Source organism: Streptomyces sp. NPDC004327, from assembly GCF_042873935.1.
Taxonomy (GTDB): Bacteria; Actinomycetota; Actinomycetes; order Streptomycetales; family Streptomycetaceae; genus Streptomyces.
Genome location: NZ_JBIAME010000002.1, coordinates 445,964 through 463,306 on the forward strand (window position 1 = coordinate 445,964; position 17,343 = coordinate 463,306).

Below are 17,343 nucleotides of genomic sequence, written 5' to 3' on the forward strand. Positions count from 1 at the left end.
CCGGGCCGTCGGCGTCCTGTCGGTCATGAGCACGCAAACACCGGCCCCGGACCCGGCGCCCGCCCCGCACGCGCTGATCCGCATCCCGGTCCGCATCGTCGTGCTGCTCCTCGTCCTTCCCGTCCGCATCGTCTGGGACGCCCTCAAAGCCGGTGCCCGCCTCCTCGAACGCACCGTCCTCCGCCCGACGGGCCGGGGACTGAAGTGGCTGGTGGAGGGGGCGGGCCGGGTCCTCGCGTGGGTGTTCCTGCCGGTGGGCCGGGCCGTCGTCCGGGTGGTCGGCGGGACCGCGCGGGGGATCGGCTGGGCGTGCGTCCGGGTCTGGCGGGGGCTCGTGTGGGGGCTCAGCGGCGCCGGGCGGGGGCTCGTCGTGGCGGGGCGGTGGCTCGGCAGGGCGCTGGCCTGGCCTTTCGTCATGCTCTGGACGTACGTGATCGTGCCCGTCGCCCGCTACGGGGTCGCCGTCCCGGCCCGCTGGTTCTGGCGGTACGCGGTGGCCGCACCGGCCGGCCGGCTCTACGCGTGGATCCTGGCCCCGGCCGGACGCTGGGCGGGCCGGCTGCTCACCCGTTCGGGGAGGGCGCTGGCCTGGGTCTTCACGGGGGCGGGTCGCGGGCTCGGCTGGGCGGCCGGCGGGGTCTGGCGCGCGCTCGCCTGGGCGTTCACCGGTATCGGCCGTGGTCTCGCCTGGGCGTTCACCGGCGTCGGCCGGGGTCTCAGCTGGGTCTTCACCGGTATCGGCCGTGGTCTCGCTTGGGCCTTCACCCGTGTCGGCCGGGGGCTCGGCTGGGCCTTCCCCCGGCTCGGGCGCGGGCTCCTGGCCGTCGTCGTCGGGGTCGTCACGCTGGTCTTCCTCTGGCCCTGGCGGTACGTGGTCGTGCCGCTCGTCACGTACGGGGTCGCCGTCCCCGTCCGGTGGCTCTGGCGGCGGGTCCTCCTTCCCCTCGGCCGGGAGGTCCGCGACGCGTTCGCGATCTGCTGGCGCGCCGCCGGCTTCGTCTCGCGCGCGATCGGCCGCGGTGTCGCGTGGCTGGTCCGCAACCTGGTCGTGCGGCCGGTGGCCTGGGCGGGGCGGGGGCTGGCCTGGGCGGCGCGCAATCTGGTCGGCCGGCCGGTGGCATGGGCCGCGCGGAACCTGGTCGTACGGCCTCTGACCTGGGCGTACCGCGAGGTGTGCACCCCCGTCGGGCACTGGGTGCGGGACGCGGTGTGGGTGCCCGTGCGACGCGCCGTCGCCGGGGCCCGCGCGTCGGCGGGGGCCGCGCTCGCGTCCGTGCGCCAGACGGTGCGCCGTGCCCGGCGGGACGCCCGGCGCGCCCTGGCCGGGGAACCGGAGGTGGCCCGGGCGCGTACTCTGGGTAGTACAACGAACGTCCCCGGCGCGGCGCCCGCACCCGAGATCTCCCCGCAGCAGCGGGGGTGAGCCGGGCGGGACCCCCGGGACACACCGCATTTCGAGGGCGGCGCGTCCCCGCGCCCGCCCCGCACCGAGGAGAAGAACCACTGGGCAAGCGACAGCCCGAAGGCCCGCCGCCCGCACCTGCGGTGCAGCGCATCCGACTGCGCTACACCAAGCGCGGCCGCCTCCGGTTCACCAGCCACCGTGACTTCCAGCGCGCCTTCGAGCGTGCGCTGCGCCGTGCCGAGGTGCCCATGGCGTACTCGGCCGGATTCACCCCGCACCCCAAGGTGTCGTTCGCGAACGCGGCCCCGACGGGTGCCGGCTCCGAGGCCGAGTACTTGGAGATCGCGCTCACCGCGCACCGCGACCCGGAGGCCCTGCGGGCTCTGCTCGACGAGTCCATGCCGAACGGCCTCGACATCGTCGACGCCGTCGAGGCCCGGACCTCCGGTCTCGCCGACCGGCTCACCGCTTCCGTGTGGGAGCTGCGGCTCGACGGCGTGACCGCGGACGACGCGAAGAAGGCCGCCGAGGCGTTTCTCGCGGCCGAGACCGTGGAAGTACAGCGCAAGACGAAGAACGGAGTGCGTACCTTCGACACCCGTGGTGCCGTCGTGGAGCTGACCGCGGCCCCCGCCCAGGGCGATCCCCAGGGTGATAGGCCGGTGGACAGCGCCTGTGCGATACTGCGGCTGGTTGTTCGGCACGTGACACCTGCCGTGCGACCCGACGACGTCCTGTCCGGTCTCCGAGCTGTGGCCGACCTGGCGCCGCCGGTCCCCGCAGCGGTGACCAGGCTGGCGCAGGGGCTCTTCGACGAGGAGTCCGGCACGGTGACCGACCCGCTCGCGCCCGACCGCGAGGCAGCTGCAGCCGCCTCAGCGACGGCGCCGGGTGCCGGTACCGCGTAGGGAGCGGTCGTCGTAGCGCAGCCCTGGCACTCGGGAGCCACCTGGGTCGGGCAGCGCACTGACCAGGAGACTTTCGCCAGGCCGTCCGCAGAAGGCGTACGGAACCGGCGAGCCAGACATACAGCTCCCGTGCGGCGCCCGCGCCCCGGACGGCGGCACCGCGCACGATGCGCGTACGTGCCGCCGGACCGGAACCGGACGCGGCGCCCGGGGGCGTGACGGGAGAACCGCCCGCATGCTCGAACAGCACGAAGAACACGAGAACAACGCGCCCGGTGACAAGCTGCCGCCGCGTCGTCGTCGACGCGCCGCTTCCCGGCCCGCCGGTCCGCCGGTGACGGCCGAGACCGCCGCCGAGACCCCCGAGGCCGCGCCCGCGGCTCCGGCACCGGCCGCAGAGGCCGTCGAGGAGGCCGCTCCGGCCCCCCGTACCCGCCGCCGCGCCACCCGCAAGGCCACCGCGCCCGAGCCGGTCGCCGCCGAGGCCCCGGCCCCGCTCGTCGAGCCGGTCGCCGCCGAGGCCCCGGTCGCCGAGGAGGCCGCTCCGGCCCCGCGCACCCGTCGTCGCGCCACCCGCGCCGTCGCCGCGCCCGAGCCCGTCGCGGCCGAGGCCCCGGCCGCCGAGGAAGTCGCGCCGGCCGTCGAGGAGGCCGCTCCGGCCCCCCGTACCCGTCGTCGCGCCACCCGCAAGGCCACCGCGCCCGAGCCCGTCGCCGCCCAGGCCGAGCCCGAGGCCCCGGCCGCCGAGGAGGCCGCGCCGGCCGTCGAGGAGGCCGCTCCGGCCCCCCGTACCCGCCGCCGTGCCACCCGTAAGGCCACCGCGCCCGAGCAGGCCCCGGCCGTGAGCCAGGACGCCGCCGCGGAGATCGCCGCCGAGACGTCCGGCGAGGCGCTGCCCGAGGACACCGTCGAGGAGATCGCCTCGCACGCCGTCGAGGTCGCCGCCGCCGAGCAGGCCGCCACCCGCGGCCGTACCCGCCGCCGCGCCTCCTCGCCGCAGTTCACGCCCGCCGAGACCGAGCCCGAGGCGCCGCGCACCCGCCGCGCCGCCCGCCCGGCCGTCGCCGTCTTCCAGGCCCCGGTCTTCGCCGAGCCCATGTTCCAGACCCCGGAGACCGCGGCCGCCGCCGTGGCCCGGGAGACCGCGGAGCAGGAGATCGAGGAGCAGGTCGAGCCGGTCGAGCCGGTCGAGCAGGCCGAGCAGGCCGAGCCGGTCGCCGAGACCGCCGAGCGTGCCGAGCCCGGCGCGCGCCGCCGCCGGCGCCGCCGCGGCGAGCCCGTCGCCGTCGAGCCGGTGCCGGCCACCGTCGCCGACGAGCCCGAGGTCGAGTCCGCCACCGAGGCGGAGCCCGATGTCGATGTCGAGGTCGAGGCCGAGGACACCGACGAGTACGAGGAGCGTCCGTCCCGCCGTCGCCGCCGTGGCGGCCGTCGCCGTCGCCGTGGCGAGCTCACCGAGGCGGAGACCGAGGCCGAGGACGGGGAGGAGCCGGAGGAGTCCGAGGAGGGCGCCGAGGAGCTCCACGCCGAGGACGAGGGCGAGGAGGCCGAGGAGGCCGCGTACGGCTCCAGCAGCTCCCGCCGTCGTCGGCGTCGTCGCCGCCGCACCGGCGAGGGCGGCGGGGAGGCCGAGGCCGCCGACGAGGACGGCGTCCGCACGGTCGTCAAGGTCCGCGAGCCGCGCCCGGCCCGTGAGAAGGCAGAGCCGTCGGACGAGGTCCAGTCCATCAAGGGCTCGACCCGTCTGGAGGCCAAGAAGCAGCGCCGCCGCGAGGGTCGCGAGCAGGGCCGCCGCCGTGTGCCGATCATCACCGAGGCCGAGTTCCTGGCCCGCCGTGAGGCCGTCGAGCGCGTGATGGTCGTCCGCCAGAACGGCGAGCGCACCCAGATCGGCGTCCTGGAAGACAACGTGCTCGTCGAGCACTACGTCAACAAGGAGCAGGCCACCTCGTACGTCGGCAACGTCTACCTGGGCAAGGTCCAGAACGTGCTGCCGTCGATGGAGGCCGCCTTCGTCGACATCGGCAAGGGCCGCAACGCCGTCCTGTACGCCGGTGAGGTGAACTTCGAGGCGCTCGGCATGGGCAACGGCCCGCGCCGCATCGAGGCCGCCCTGAAGTCCGGCCAGTCGGTCCTGGTGCAGGTCACCAAGGACCCGATCGGCCACAAGGGTGCCCGCCTGACCAGCCAGGTCTCGCTGCCCGGCCGCTACCTGGTCTACGTGCCCGAGGGCTCGATGACCGGCATCAGCCGCAAGCTCCCGGACACCGAGCGCGCCCGTCTGAAGACCATCCTCAAGAAGATCGTCCCCGAGGACGCGGGCGTCATCGTGCGCACCGCCGCCGAGGGCGCGAGCGAGGACGAGCTGCGCCGTGACGTCGAGCGCCTGCAGGCGCAGTGGGCCGACATCCAGAAGAAGGCGAGCCAGATCTCGACGTCCGCGCCGAGCCTTCTCTACGGTGAGCCGGACATGACCGTCCGGGTCGTCCGCGACATCTTCAACGAGGACTTCTCCAAGGTCATCGTCAGCGGCGACGACGCGTGGGAGACCATCCACGGGTACGTCTCGCACGTCGCGCCCGACCTGGCCGACCGGCTGTCGAAGTGGACCAGCGAGGTCGACGTCTTCGCGACGTACCGGATCGACGAGCAGCTGATGAAGGCCCTGGACCGCAAGGTCTGGCTGCCGTCCGGCGGTTCGCTGGTGATCGACAAGACCGAGGCCATGGTGGTCATCGACGTCAACACCGGCAAGTTCACCGGCCAGGGCGGCAACCTCGAGGAGACCGTCACCCGCAACAACCTGGAGGCGGCCGAGGAGATCGTCCGCCAGCTGCGGCTGCGCGACCTCGGCGGCATCGTCGTCATCGACTTCATCGACATGGTCCTGGAGTCCAACCGCGACCTGGTGCTGCGCCGCCTGCTGGAGTGCCTGGGCCGGGACCGGACCAAGCACCAGGTCGCCGAGGTCACCTCGCTCGGCCTGGTGCAGATGACCCGCAAGCGGGTCGGCCAGGGCCTCCTGGAGTCCTTCTCGGAGACCTGCGTCCACTGCAACGGCCGCGGCGTCATCGTCCACATGGAGCAGCCGGCCGCGCACGGTGGCGGTGGCGGCGGCAAGCGCGCGAAGAAGCGCGGCCGCGGTGGCGAGCACGAGCACGCCCACGAGGCCGCCCCGGCGCCGACCGAGGTCGAGACCGAGACCGAGGCCGAGGTCGCGGCCGAGCTGGCCGCCCCGGTGGCCCTGCCCGAGGCGATCGCCCCGGACGAGGAGCTGTACGGCAGCATCGCGGAGGCCGAGGCGGCCGCGACGCGCGGCCGTGGCCGCCGCCGCGCGACCCGCCGGGTCTCGGCACCGGTGTCCTCGCCGGCCGTCACCGAGACGGAGACCTACGAGGTCGTCGTCCCGGAGCCGAAGGCCGAGGAGCCCGTCGCCGCGCCGCAGCCGGTCGCCGAGCCCGTCGCCGAGGAGGCCGCCCCGGCGCCTCGCGGCCGCCGTCGTGCCACCCGCAAGGCCACCGCGCCCGAGCAGGCGGCCCCGGCGGCGGAGGCCCCGGCCGCCGCGCCGGAGCCGGTCGTCGAGGCCGTCGCCGAGCCGGTCGCCGAGCCCGTCGTCGAGGAGGCCCCCGTGGCCGCCCCGCCGCGCGCCCGCCGCCGGGTGGTCCGCAAGGTCACCGCCCCGGCCGGTTCGCCGTCCGGTGCCGAGGAGGCCGCCGTGGTCGTCGTGACCTCGGCCCCCGCCAAGGCGGAGGAGGCCCCCGAGGCCGCTCCCGCCGAGGAGGCCGCCCCGGCCAAGAAGACGGCGGCTCGCAAGACCGCCAAGAAGGCCACCGCGAAGAAGGCCGCCACCAAGAAGACGGCGGCCAAGAAGACCGCGGCGAAGAAGACCACGACCGCGAAGAAGGCTGTGAAGAAGGCAGCCGAGAAGGCCGCCGCCCCCGCGCAGGACTGACTCGATCGAGTCCATGCCGCGAACCGTGTGGACCGCCCTTTCACCCGAGGGCGGTCCACACGGCATTGCCCCCGATCGGAACCAGGAAACCCACCGGATGAACAACACCCCCGCTCCCCGCGTACGCAAGGCCGTCATCCCCGCCGCCGGTCTCGGTACGCGCTTCCTTCCCGCCACGAAGGCGACGCCGAAGGAGATGCTGCCGGTCGTCGACAAGCCGGCCATCCAGTACGTCGTGGAGGAGGCGGTCTCGGCAGGGCTTTCCGATGTCCTGATGATCACCGGCCGCAACAAGCGCCCGCTCGAGGACCACTTCGACCGGAACTACGAGCTGGAGGAGGCGCTGGTCCGCAAGGGCGACGAGGAGCGTCTCGCCCGGGTCCAGGAGTCCAGCGAGCTCGCCACCATGCACTACGTGCGCCAGGGCGACCCGCGCGGCCTCGGCCACGCCGTGCTCTGCGCCGCGCCGCACGTCGGCAACGAGCCCTTCGCGGTCCTGCTCGGCGACGACCTGATCGACCCGCGCGACCCGCTGCTCGCCCGCATGCTGGAGGTCCTCGGCGAGCACGGCGGCAGCGTCGTCGCGCTCATGGAGGTCGACCCGTCGCAGATCCACATGTACGGCTGCGCCGCCGTCGAGCCGACCGGCGACGCCGACGTCGTCCGCATCACCGGCCTCGTCGAGAAGCCGGACGTCGCCGACGCGCCCAGCAACCTCGCGATCATCGGCCGCTACGTCCTCGACCCGGCCGTCTTCGACGTGCTGCGCGAGACCGAGCCGGGCCGCGGCGGCGAGATCCAGCTCACCGACGCGCTGCAGCAGATGGCGGTCGACGCATCGCTCGGCGGGCCGGTGCACGGCGTCGTCTTCAAGGGCCGCCGCTACGACACCGGTGACCGCGGCGACTACCTGCGCGCCATCGTGCGGCTCGCCTGCGAGCGCGAGGACCTCGGCCCGGACTTCCGCGCCTGGCTGAAGGGCTTCGTGGCCGAGGCGGACGCGACCGCCGCGATTTGACCCCCTCCGGGGCCCGCCCGTAACCTAGACCGTCGGCGTGTCTACTGGCACGTCACCACCTCTGAGCACATTCCTTCCGGCTCCGGCCGGGAGAGGCCGTACGCCCGTCAGGGCAGGGCGGCTGGCGTCAGAGGTCCCTTTACCGAGTGAGAGAGAGATCCGCGTGTACGCCATCGTGCGCAGCGGTGGTCGCCAGCACAAGGTTGCTGTCGGCGACATCGTTGAGGTTGACAAGATTTCCACCGCCAAGGCTGGCGACACGGTCGAGCTCTCGACCCTGCTCGTCGTCGACGGCGACGCCGTGACCAGCGACCCGTGGGTCCTGGCGGGCATCAAGGTCCAGGCCGAGGTCGTGGACCACACCAAGGGCGCCAAGATCGACATCCTGCGCTACAAGAACAAGACCGGCTACCGCCGTCGCCAGGGTCACCGTCAGCAGTACACGGCGATCAAGGTCACGTCCATCCCGACGGCCGCGAAGTAAAGAGGGACTGAGCAATGGCACACAAGAAGGGCGCATCGTCCACCCGGAACGGTCGCGACTCCAACGCCCAGCGGCTCGGCGTGAAGCGCTTCGGCGGTCAGGTCGTCAACGCGGGTGAGATCCTGGTCCGCCAGCGTGGCACGCACTTCCACCCGGGCGCGGGCGTCGGCCGCGGCGGCGACGACACGCTGTTCGCCCTGCAGGCCGGTGCGGTGCACTTCGGCACGCACCACGGCCGCAAGGTCGTGAACATCGTTCCGGTCGCCTGATCGGAAACTTTGCGGAGGCGGACCTCACTTCCCGGTCGGGAAGCGGGTCCGCCTTTCGCGTGTTACTAGATAGACATTCCGACACATAGCTTTCTGGAGGCACAACCATGACCACCTTCGTGGACCGCGTCGAGCTGCACGTCGCCGCGGGTAACGGAGGCCACGGCTGCGCCTCCGTTCACCGGGAGAAGTTCAAGCCGCTCGGCGGCCCCGACGGCGGCAACGGCGGCCGTGGCGGTGACGTGACCCTGGTCGTCGACCAGTCCGTCACCACGCTCCTGGAGTACCACCACTCGCCGCACCGCAAGGCGACCAACGGCAAGCCCGGCGAGGGCGGCAACCGGGCCGGCAAGGACGGCCAGGACCTGGTCCTCACCGTTCCCGACGGCACGGTCGTCCTCGACAAGCAGGGCAACGTGCTCGCGGACCTCGTCGGCGAGGGCACCACGTACGTCGCCGCACAGGGCGGCCGCGGCGGCCTCGGCAACGCGGCGCTGTCCTCGGCGCGGCGCAAGGCCCCCGGCTTCGCGCTGCTCGGCGAGCCCGGCGACCTCCAGGACGTCGTCCTGGAGCTCAAGACCGTCGCCGACGTCGCGCTCGTCGGCTACCCGAGCGCCGGCAAGTCCTCGCTGATCTCCGTCCTCTCGGCCGCCAAGCCGAAGATCGCGGACTACCCGTTCACGACGCTCGTCCCGAACCTCGGCGTGGTCACGGCCGGCTCGACCGTCTACACCATCGCCGACGTCCCCGGCCTCATCCCCGGCGCCAGCCAGGGCCGCGGCCTGGGCCTGGAGTTCCTGCGCCACGTCGAGCGCTGCTCGGTGCTCGTGCACGTCCTGGACACGGCGACGCTGGAGTCCGACCGCGACCCGGTCACCGACCTCGACGTCATCGAGGAGGAGCTGAAGCAGTACGGCGGCCTCGACGACCGTCCGCGCATCGTCGTCCTCAACAAGATCGACATCCCGGACGGCCAGGACCTCGCGGACATGATCCGCCCGGATCTGGAGGCGCGCGGCTACCGCGTCTTCGAGGCCTCCGCGGTCGCCCGCACCGGCCTGAAGGAACTCTCCTTCGCCCTCGCCGAGATCGTCGCGAACGCGCGCGCCTCGAAGCCGAAGGAGGAGGCGACCCGCATCGTCATCCGCCCGAAGGCGGTCGACGACGCCGGCTTCACCGTCACCTACGACGAGGCCGAGGACGTCTACCGCGTGCGCGGCGAGAAGCCCGAGCGCTGGGTCCGCCAGACCGACTTCAACAACGACGAGGCCGTCGGCTACCTCGCCGACCGCCTCAACCGCCTCGGCGTCGAGGACGCGCTGATGAAGGCCGGCGCCCGCGCGGGCGACGGCGTCTCCATCGGCTCCGACGAGAACTCGGTCGTCTTCGACTGGGAGCCCACCATGGTGGCCGGCGCCGAAATGCTCGGCCGCCGAGGCGAGGACCACCGCTTCGACGCCCCCCGCCCGGCCACCCAGCGCCGCAAGGACCGCCAGGCGGAGAAGGACGACGCGCAGCGCGAGTTCGACGAGTTCAACGCGCTGTAGTGGCCGTGCCGGCGGTCGCCACGACCGCCGGACGGAGTCCGGCGCAGCCGTCCGAAGCCTGTGAGGCCCCCTGGGGCCGTGCAGTGCGAGGGCGGCGGTCAGGGCTTGAGCCCGCCAGGCGGAGAAGGACGACGCGCAGCGCGAGTTCGACGAGTTCAACGCGCTGTAGCAGCCGCCTACACCGAAAGGGCCCGCCCCCTCCTTCCGGAGGGGGCGGGCCCTTTCACGTGCTTCGCCGCGTACGCGCCTGAGCGCCAGCGCGTCAGAGCGCCGACACCGTTTCTTCCTTGCGGTGCGGGTTGCCCCGCGGCGGGGACTTCTTCACCGTCAGGGACGCGGACTGGTCCGTGCCGCCTTTGCGGCCGAAGCGGGGCTTCGCGCCGATCAGGGGGAGGCAGAGGATGCCGAGGAAGATCGGGGCGTACATGTAGCGGGCCAGCGGCGCGGGGTTCGCGGCGACGACCGTGAGCTGGAGCGACAGCGGGACCGCGAGCAGGGCGACCGGCGCCCACACGCGGCGCTTGCGCGAGAACCAGAGCACGACGGCGTAGGCCGCGTAGCACCAGAACGCGCCGCGGACGAGGAGCCACTGCAGCTGCGGGGTGATCGAGGCCCGCCACACGAACGTCGCCGCGTGGTTGAGGGTCTCGGACAGCGGGCGGATCTTGAGGATCGGCCGGTACGGGCTGTTCTTGACCTCGTCGTTCCAGACGGCCCAGCCGTACAGGTCCGACGGCACCGCGGGCGTGGTGATCAGCGTGTTGCCGGCCAGGTCCGCCGGTCCCGGGAACGGGGACCAGGCGATGTGCGAGCGGCACAGCCGGGCCGAGATCATGTAGTCCGGCGTCCGCTTCAGGACCCGGAACCACAGGTCGATCAGCTGGTCGTTGTACTTCTCCGCGGCCTTGCGGTTCATCGGCTTCTGCATCGCCCAGTCGGCGTTGTAGCAGTTCGATGCGCGCCCGCCCCAGTGCGTCAGCGGGGCGACCTTCTTCATCAGCGCCTTGTCGGCCGGGGTGAAGGTCTGCGGCACCTTGCCGTACACCACCGCGATGTCCGCGTAGTTCATCGCGTACACCTGGTCCTTGGTCGGCGTCTTCACACCGATCGCCGGGTACACCGCCAGGTTGAGCAGCGCCGAGATGAGCGCCGGCACGACCGTCGCGAAGACCAGCCAGCGCCGCATCTTCGGCAGCGTGAGCAGCAGCACCGGCACCGCGATGACGGCGACGAGCAGGCCGTTGTTGCGGAACAGTCCCATCGCCAGGAAGCCCAGGAAGAGCATGGCGATCTCGTTGCGGAACGCGCGGTCCCGCACCTGGGAGTCGCCGCGCAGCCGGCGCGCGGCGAGTCGCCCCGCCGCGGCGAAGGCCACGACCGCGCCGATCGCGAACGGCACGTCCTTCCAGACGAAGACGACGAAGACGCCGATCGCCGGCAGCAGCGCGCACGCCACCGCCGCGGCGAAGCCCCACTTGCCCCGGACGCCGAACATCCGGAGCATCGTCACCGCGTACGCCAGCGCCGCGGCCATGGCCACGGTCTGGGCGAAGGTGAGCAGCGCGAGGTCACCGGTGAGGTTGATGGACAGCCAGACGAGGCCGTCGTAGGCCACGGAGTGGTTGGACATCCAGTGGCCGGTGGTCACGTGCCACACGTACGAGATGGAGTCGTAGCTCATCCCGCCCGGGTAGAACGCCGCCCACCACACCAGGAAGACCAGCTGGGTGGCGGCGTACACGGCCAGCGGCAGGCGCCGCCGGACCGGGATCCGCTCCAGTGTCCGGTTCACAATGGGGACCGAGGGGAGCCTCAACGTTCCTCCGAAGCGGGCTTGCTTTCCGGGGTCTTGGGATTCTTCTTGACGGTCTGGCCCGCGAGTTCCAGCATCCGGTCGATCACCCGCTCGGCGGCGTGGCCGTCGTCGAGGTCGCAGAACACGTCCTTGAACTCGCGGTACGCGTCGGTGTAGCCGGCGCTGATGCCGTCGATGTCGCGCAGTGCGTCGATCAGTTCGTCCGAGGTCTGCAGGAGCGGACCGGGGGCGCGCTTCTCGAAGTCGAAGTAGAAGCCGCGCAGCTGGTCGCGGTAGTACTCCAGGTCGTACGTGAAGAAGAGCATCGGGCGGCCGGTGTTCGCGAAGTCGAACATCAGCGACGAGTAGTCCGTGACCAGCACGTCGGTGACGAGGAACAGCTCGGCGATGTCCGGGTAGCTGGACACGTCGAACACGAAGCCGTCACCGGCGCCGGGCACGGCGTCCACGATGTTGGAGTGCTTGCGGACGAGCAGCACGTGGTCGTCGCCGAGCTTGGCCTTGGCCTGCTCGATGTCGACGCGCATGTCGAAGCGGTAGGCACCGGCCTTGTAGAACTGGTCGTCGCGCCAGGTCGGCGCGTAGAGCACGACCTTCTTGCCCTCGGGCAGGCCGATCCGCTCGCGCACGGTGCGCGCCAGGTCGTCGGTCTTGTCGGAGAGCAGCCCGTCGTTGCGCGGGTAGCCGGACTCCAGGATCTCGCCGTCGTACTGGAAGGCGCGCTTCATGATCGGGGTCGAGAAGCGGTTGGGGGAGACCATGAAGCTCCAGCTCGGGGTCTCCTGGGCGACCTTCTCCAGGTACTTGCGGTCCGCGAACTGGACGCTGTCGATGTCGTGGCCGATCCGCTTGAGCGGCGTGCCGTGCCAGGTCTGCACGATGACCTGGCCCTCGCGGCGTTCGATCCAGAACGGCAGGTGGGTGTTGGTCACGATGTAGCGGCTGGTGCCGAGCGCCTCGTACCACTCGCGGCTCCAGCGGCGGATGACCCGGACGCCCTCGGGGATCTCGGCGCGCAGGTCCTCGACGACCCAGACGTGCTCCAGGTCCGAACCCCGGCGCAGCAGCTCCTCGTACACCGCGCGCGGCGAGTCGGAGTACTGGCGGCCGGAGAAGGAGGCGTAGAGGACGACGTCCTTGAGCGCGGCCCGGCGGCCCGCCTGGTACACGGTGGTGCGCATCTCGCGCTGGCGGAACCAGCCGAGGTCGTCGGCGTCCAGGTCGGACGCGGCGTCGACGAGCAGCCGGTCGTAGAAGCGGTGGGTGAGCGCGTACTCGCGGCCGCGCAGCGTGAAGGTGGCCGGGAGCGATTCGAGGGCCGCGGGGACGGCGCGGACCGGCACCTCGACGCGGCTGCCGACGGTGCGCACGAACAGGTACCAGCGGCCCTGGCGCAGCGGCACCCGGCTGAAGCCGGCCGGCACGGGCAGGAACTCGACGCTGAAGGCGCCGTCCTCGACGGTGACCGGGTAGGTGTGCTCCTCGGCGTGCCGGCTGTGCCGCAGCACCAGCTCCAGCTGCTCGGCGGCGCCGTCGGCGGCCAGCGGCAGCGCGCCGGTCAGGCTGATCAGGCCCTCGGCGGAGACGGCCGCCTCGGCGATCATCGGCTGGACCGGCTGGGTGCGCAGCACGAGACGGCCGGCGCCGTCGCCCGCGACGGCGACCGTGCGGGCGCCCCAGGCGGCGGAGTCGGTGCCGTCGAACGCGTACTGCCGGCCCAGGTCGCCCTGGCGGTCGTGGACGGCGACGGCGTGCGCCTTCTTGCCGAGCATCAGCTCGGCGGTCCACTTGTCGGTGACCTCCAGGTCCTCCGAGTCGCGGCCCTCGACGTCGAGGCCGGCGAGCGGGACCTTCACGGAGAACTCGGCGGCACCCGGACGGGTGACCCGGTTGACGGGGAACTCCAGCTTCTTGCCGGAGGTGCCGTGGGTGAGGCGGAGGACGGGCTTGGCGGCGGCGTCGGCGGCCTCGTGGCCGAGGACACCGGTCAGCTCCAGGGCGCCGTCGTCGGCGAGCCGGTGGCCGGTCAGCTTGGCGCGGACCTTGTCGACGCGCACGTACAGGTGGGAGTCGGCGACGAACGGCACGACCCGCACGTCCTTCTCGACCCAGTACGGGGCGGGGCTCTCGGCGCTGCCGCTCTCGCCGGCCTTCAGCCGGGTGCGGCGCACGACGCCGGCCTCGACGGTGGCGACGGTCATCCGCCACACACCGTCGCGCCAGCCGCCGCGGCCCTTGAGCTTGGCCGGGTTGACGTCCATGGCGAAGCCGGACCAGTCGTAGCTGTGCAGCGCCTGGCCGGAGGTCTGGGTGGCCTTCGGGGCCCGGATGCGGCTGGGCCGGACCAGGACGGTGCGCCGGCTGCCGGTCTCGCGCATCATCAGGACGCGCAGCGACGGCTTGGGCTTGGCCGAGGGCAGGTTGCGGATGTAGGCGTGGCCCTCCAGGTGCAGCCGGCCGTCCCGCCAGACGACCTCCTCCACGCGGGCGCGCGCCGAGAACTCGGAGTCGACGCGCAGCACGTCGCGCGGGACCGCGCCCTTGGCCTTGTCGAGCACCGGGTAGTCGGCGAAGTGGCGCATGCCGGAGCGGGTGACCGGGATCGCGCGGCCGGTCTCGCGCTCGAAGGTGATCAGGTCGAGCAGCTCTTCGAGGCGGCCCTCGGCGATCAGGTGGCACTTGAGCCGCAGCGACACGTCGAGCCGGCCGAAGACCTTGGGGTCGATGCGGCTGAGGAAGTCGCCGGCGCCCTTGAGGAACTCCTCGCGGAACTCCTGCCCGCCCTCGTCGAGCACGCCCATGTACAGCGGCAGCTCGTTGCTGATGAAGATCTGGTCGTACCAGCGCTTGTGCGCCGCGTACTCCTCGCCCGGCTGCTCGCCCAGGAAGCGGCTCACCATGTCGCAGGAGCGCATGCGGTCGCGGACGTTGACCGGCTCGGTGCGGCGCTGGGTGATCGACGGTGCGCCGCCGGTGCGCTGCCGCCACAGGTAGACGGGCTCGGCGAGCACGTCGACGCCGGAGGCCAGGAAGTGCGCCGGGAGGGTCACCGGGGCGTCCTCGTAGAGGATGCCGGGGAACTCGAAGGCGTGCTTGTCCCAGAAGCTGCGGCGGAAGACCTTGTTCCAGGCGGTGCGGTCGTAGACCAGCGACTTGTCCCGGGTGATGTGGGTGCGGTCGCGGTCCTCGGCCAGGCCCTTGTGGTGCAGCGGCGACGGCGAGACCTCGCCGGCCTTGAGCTGGCACACGTTGCCGCTGACGAAGTCGGAGCCCGTCTCGTCCAGCTTGGCGATCATGCGCGCGTAGGCGTCCGGCACGACGATGTCGTCGCTGTCGACGAACGTGAGGAACTCGGTGCCCTCGGTGAGGTGCGCGGCACCCGTGTTGCGGGCCGGCCCGAGACCCTTGTTCTCCTGGGCGACGACCCGGATCCGCTTGTCCTTCTCCGCCCAGCGCCGCGCGATGGCGAGGCTGCCGTCCTTCGAGCCGTCGTCGACGACGACCGTCTCCCAGTCGGTGAACGTCTGGTCGACGATCGACTGGAGGCACTCGTCGAGGAAGAGCTCCACGTTGTAGACGGGGACGACTACTGACAGGCGGGGAGGCATGGGTACTGCGCCTTTCTTCAAGGTGTTCGTCGTGGCGGCGACGTACGTCTCGCCGGACACGGTAGCTCTAGCCGTGGGTGCGAGGCGTCGGGCGCTCCGTGGGGAGCGCGACCGGCGGTACATTCTCCTCGTTCAGGAACACCCTCCGTACCACCCGCTCGGCGGCATGACCGTCGTCGAACTCACAGAACCGCCTCCGGAACTCCGTCCGCAGCTTCGCGGACTCCGCGTCGGACCAGCGCCCGGAGAGGAAGACGTCCAAAAGGTCGGATTCGGTTGCCACGACGTGGCCCGGGGACTCGACGTGGATGTCGAAGTAGGTGCCGCGGGTGGCACGGTAGACGTCCCAGTCGTTGGCGTAGATCACCACGGGCCGGTCCAGCAGCGCGTAGTCGAACATCAGCGACGAGTAGTCGGTGAGCAGGCAGTCCGCGGCGAGGAACAGCTCCTCAAGCGACGGGTGCCGGCTGACGTCGACGATGCCCCCACCGGTGGTGTCCGCGCCGGCCCGCTCCTCCAGGTGGAAGTAGTGCGCCCGGGACAGCACGGTGAAGCCCTGCTCGCCGAGCCGGGCCGCCAGCTGCTCCAGGTCGAGCAGCGGCTGCGGCACGCCCTGGTAGTCGCGGTGCGTCGGCGCGTACAGCACGACCTTGGCGTCCGCGGCCAGGCCGAGCTTCTCGCGGGCCGCCGCGCGGTCCGCCTCGCCGGCCCGGACCAGGACGTCGTTGCGCGGGTAGCCGTAGTCGAGCTTGGTGTACTCGGCCGGGTAGGCGCGGTCCCAGACGGCGGTGGTGAAGCTGTTCGCGGAGACGCTGTAGTCCCAGCGGTCCACCCGCTCCATCAGCGCGTGCATGTCGAGGTCGCCCTGCGCGACGGGGAACTCGGCCAGGTCGACGCCCATCCGCTTGAGCGGCGTGCCGTGGTGCGTCTGCACGTGGATCTGGCCGGGCCGCTTGACCACGCGGGTGGGGAAGTTGACGTTGTTGACGAAGTACTTGCCGCGGGCCATCGCGCGCCAGAAGCCGAACGAGCCGGGGTGCACCACGTTCGTGCCGGGCGGCGGGGTGTTGCGCGAGCCGGGCTTGATCACCCAGGTCGTCTTCACCTTCGGCGCCAGCTCGCGCAGCTTCTCGTGGATGGCGGCCGGGTTGCAGGCGTAGTCGGTGTTCCAGTACGCGGCGAACACGGCCGTGTCGTTCTGCACCGGAAGCATCCGCTGGGCCCGGTAGTAGCCGGCGAGCACGGCGGCGCGCAGCGGCTTCTTCAGCACGCGCGGGGCGGCCTTGACGCGGCGGGCGGTGCGGTAGGCGCGGCGGGCGGCGCCGCGCAGCGGGGCGGGCAGCCTGCCGACGGCCCCGCGGGCGCCGGAGGCGGCGGTCGCGGCGGGCCGGACGTGACCGGCGGGCCGGTAGCGGTCCGCGTACGTCTGCAGCTTCGCCTGGAACTCGGCGCGGGCGTCGTCGGGCAGCCGGCCGGGGGAGTTCTGCACCACCCGGAAGTGGGTGATCATGCGGTCGAACAGCGGCCCGCGCCAGCGGTCGAACTCGGGGTGCGCATCGATGAAGGAGAAGACCAGCTCGTACTGGTCGAACACGTCGAAGTGCTTGCGGCTGGTGCTGTGCAGGATGCTGCCCTGGCGCCGCTGGCGGTAGTGCACGCAGACCCGGGGGAGCACGGCGATCGACTCGGCGGCGATCAGCACCGGGTACGTCCAGGGGGTGTCCTCGTAGTAGCCGCGCGGGTACTCGAAGCCCCAGCGCTCCACGAAGTCACGGCGGTACGCCTTGTTCCACGCGACCTGGAGCAGTTCGAGCAGGGCCGGGTTCCGGGACAGGTCGACGGCGCCCTGCGGGCTGTCGGCGAGCACCTTCGCCTTGGCGTTCGGGGTGATCCGCCCGTCCCAGTGGGTCCGCGAGTAGTCGAAGACCAGCAGTTCCGGATCGTCCGTGTCCGCCAGGCGCTGCGCTATCGCGGCCAGCGAGCCGGGCAGCAGCGTGTCGTCGCTGTCCAGGAACAGCAGGTAGGTGCCCTTCGCCTGCGCCATGCCCGCGTTGCGGGCGCGGCCCAGACCCACGTTCTCGGCCAGCTGGAGCGCCGTGACCCTCGGGTCCATGGCCGCGTACTCGTCCATGATCGCCCCGCACGCGTCGGGCGAGGCGTCGTTGACCGCGATCAGCTCGAAGTCCGTGAACGACTGGCTCAGCACCGAGTCGAGGCAGTCGCGCAGGTACGCCTCGACGCCGTAGGCCGGGACGACGATGCTGAACCGGGGCGCGGCCGCGTCGGTCGAAGGCCGTGCTGCTGCTTGCGTGGGAGTCATTTCGCTGGGCTTCCGA

At 72.3% G+C, this 17,343-nt stretch carries 10 protein-coding genes; 7 read left to right on the forward strand and 3 right to left on the reverse strand.

Annotation, left to right across the window (positions count from 1 at the left end; genetic code table 11):
* Positions 1-25: 25 nt before the first annotated feature.
* The 7 genes from ACFYU9_RS08015 (at position 26) to obgE (ending at position 9,583) form a co-directional block, all read left to right on the forward strand.
* Positions 26-1,423 carry a hypothetical protein gene (locus ACFYU9_RS08015; RefSeq protein ID WP_389343618.1) on the forward strand — a complete coding sequence of 466 codons (1,398 nt, stop codon included), beginning with the start codon at positions 26-28 and terminating at the stop codon, positions 1,421-1,423.
* 122 nt (positions 1,424-1,545) lie between these two features.
* On the forward strand, positions 1,546-2,313 hold the full coding sequence (locus tag ACFYU9_RS08020) for a TIGR03936 family radical SAM-associated protein (protein WP_389206124.1): 768 nt from the start codon (positions 1,546-1,548) through the stop codon (positions 2,311-2,313).
* 235 nt (positions 2,314-2,548) lie between these two features.
* Positions 2,549-6,265: an Rne/Rng family ribonuclease gene (locus tag ACFYU9_RS08025; RefSeq protein ID WP_389343621.1), complete on the forward strand. Its 3,717-nt coding sequence runs from the start codon at positions 2,549-2,551 to the stop codon at positions 6,263-6,265.
* A 97-nt stretch (positions 6,266-6,362) separates the two neighbouring features.
* Complete coding sequence (galU, locus tag ACFYU9_RS08030; protein ID WP_389206120.1) at positions 6,363-7,283, forward strand: UTP--glucose-1-phosphate uridylyltransferase GalU; 921 nt, start codon at positions 6,363-6,365, stop codon at positions 7,281-7,283.
* Between the two features lie 163 nt (positions 7,284-7,446).
* Entirely contained in the window at positions 7,447-7,767 is a 321-nt protein-coding gene (rplU, locus tag ACFYU9_RS08035; protein WP_265862363.1) for a 50S ribosomal protein L21, read from the forward strand.
* Between the two features lie 14 nt (positions 7,768-7,781).
* Positions 7,782-8,036: a 50S ribosomal protein L27 gene (rpmA, locus tag ACFYU9_RS08040; protein ID WP_389206118.1), complete on the forward strand. Its 255-nt coding sequence runs from the start codon at positions 7,782-7,784 to the stop codon at positions 8,034-8,036.
* 107 nt (positions 8,037-8,143) lie between these two features.
* Positions 8,144-9,583 (forward strand): GTPase ObgE, encoded by a 1,440-nt coding sequence (gene obgE, locus ACFYU9_RS08045; RefSeq protein WP_389206116.1) that lies wholly within the window; start codon positions 8,144-8,146, stop codon positions 9,581-9,583.
* Between the two features lie 262 nt (positions 9,584-9,845).
* On the opposite strand, the gene ACFYU9_RS08050 is transcribed toward obgE, so the two are convergent.
* The 3 genes from ACFYU9_RS08050 to ACFYU9_RS08060 all read right to left on the reverse strand — a co-directional run bounded on the left by ACFYU9_RS08050 (position 9,846) and on the right by ACFYU9_RS08060 (position 17,327).
* Entirely contained in the window at positions 9,846-11,375 is a 1,530-nt protein-coding gene (locus tag ACFYU9_RS08050) for a hypothetical protein (protein WP_389343624.1), read from the reverse strand.
* Positions 11,376-11,395: 20 nt separating this feature from the next.
* The gene (locus ACFYU9_RS08055) at positions 11,396-15,007 is read right to left on the reverse strand and encodes a CDP-glycerol glycerophosphotransferase family protein (protein ID WP_389343627.1); all 3,612 of its coding nucleotides are present in this window, start codon (positions 15,005-15,007) and stop codon (positions 11,396-11,398) included.
* Between the two features lie 67 nt (positions 15,008-15,074).
* The gene (locus ACFYU9_RS08060) at positions 15,075-17,327 is read right to left on the reverse strand and encodes a CDP-glycerol glycerophosphotransferase family protein (protein WP_389343630.1); all 2,253 of its coding nucleotides are present in this window, start codon (positions 17,325-17,327) and stop codon (positions 15,075-15,077) included.
* Between the last annotated feature and the right edge of the window lie 16 nt (positions 17,328-17,343).

Bases quoted from the DNA above. Each gene is read 5' to 3' on its own strand.
- galU (WP_389206120.1), top strand. From the start codon at position 6,363: ATGAACAACACCCCCGCTCCCCGCGTACGCAAGGCCGTCATCCCCGCC.
- ACFYU9_RS08055 (WP_389343627.1), bottom strand. From the start codon at position 15,007: ATGCCTCCCCGCCTGTCAGTAGTCGTCCCCGTCTACAACGTGGAGCTC.
- ACFYU9_RS08015 (WP_389343618.1), top strand. From the start codon at position 26: ATGAGCACGCAAACACCGGCCCCGGACCCGGCGCCCGCCCCGCACGCG.
- obgE (WP_389206116.1), top strand. From the start codon at position 8,144: ATGACCACCTTCGTGGACCGCGTCGAGCTGCACGTCGCCGCGGGTAAC.
- ACFYU9_RS08060 (WP_389343630.1), bottom strand. From the start codon at position 17,327: ATGACTCCCACGCAAGCAGCAGCACGGCCTTCGACCGACGCGGCCGCG.
- rpmA (WP_389206118.1), top strand. From the start codon at position 7,782: ATGGCACACAAGAAGGGCGCATCGTCCACCCGGAACGGTCGCGACTCC.
- ACFYU9_RS08025 (WP_389343621.1), top strand. From the start codon at position 2,549: ATGCTCGAACAGCACGAAGAACACGAGAACAACGCGCCCGGTGACAAG.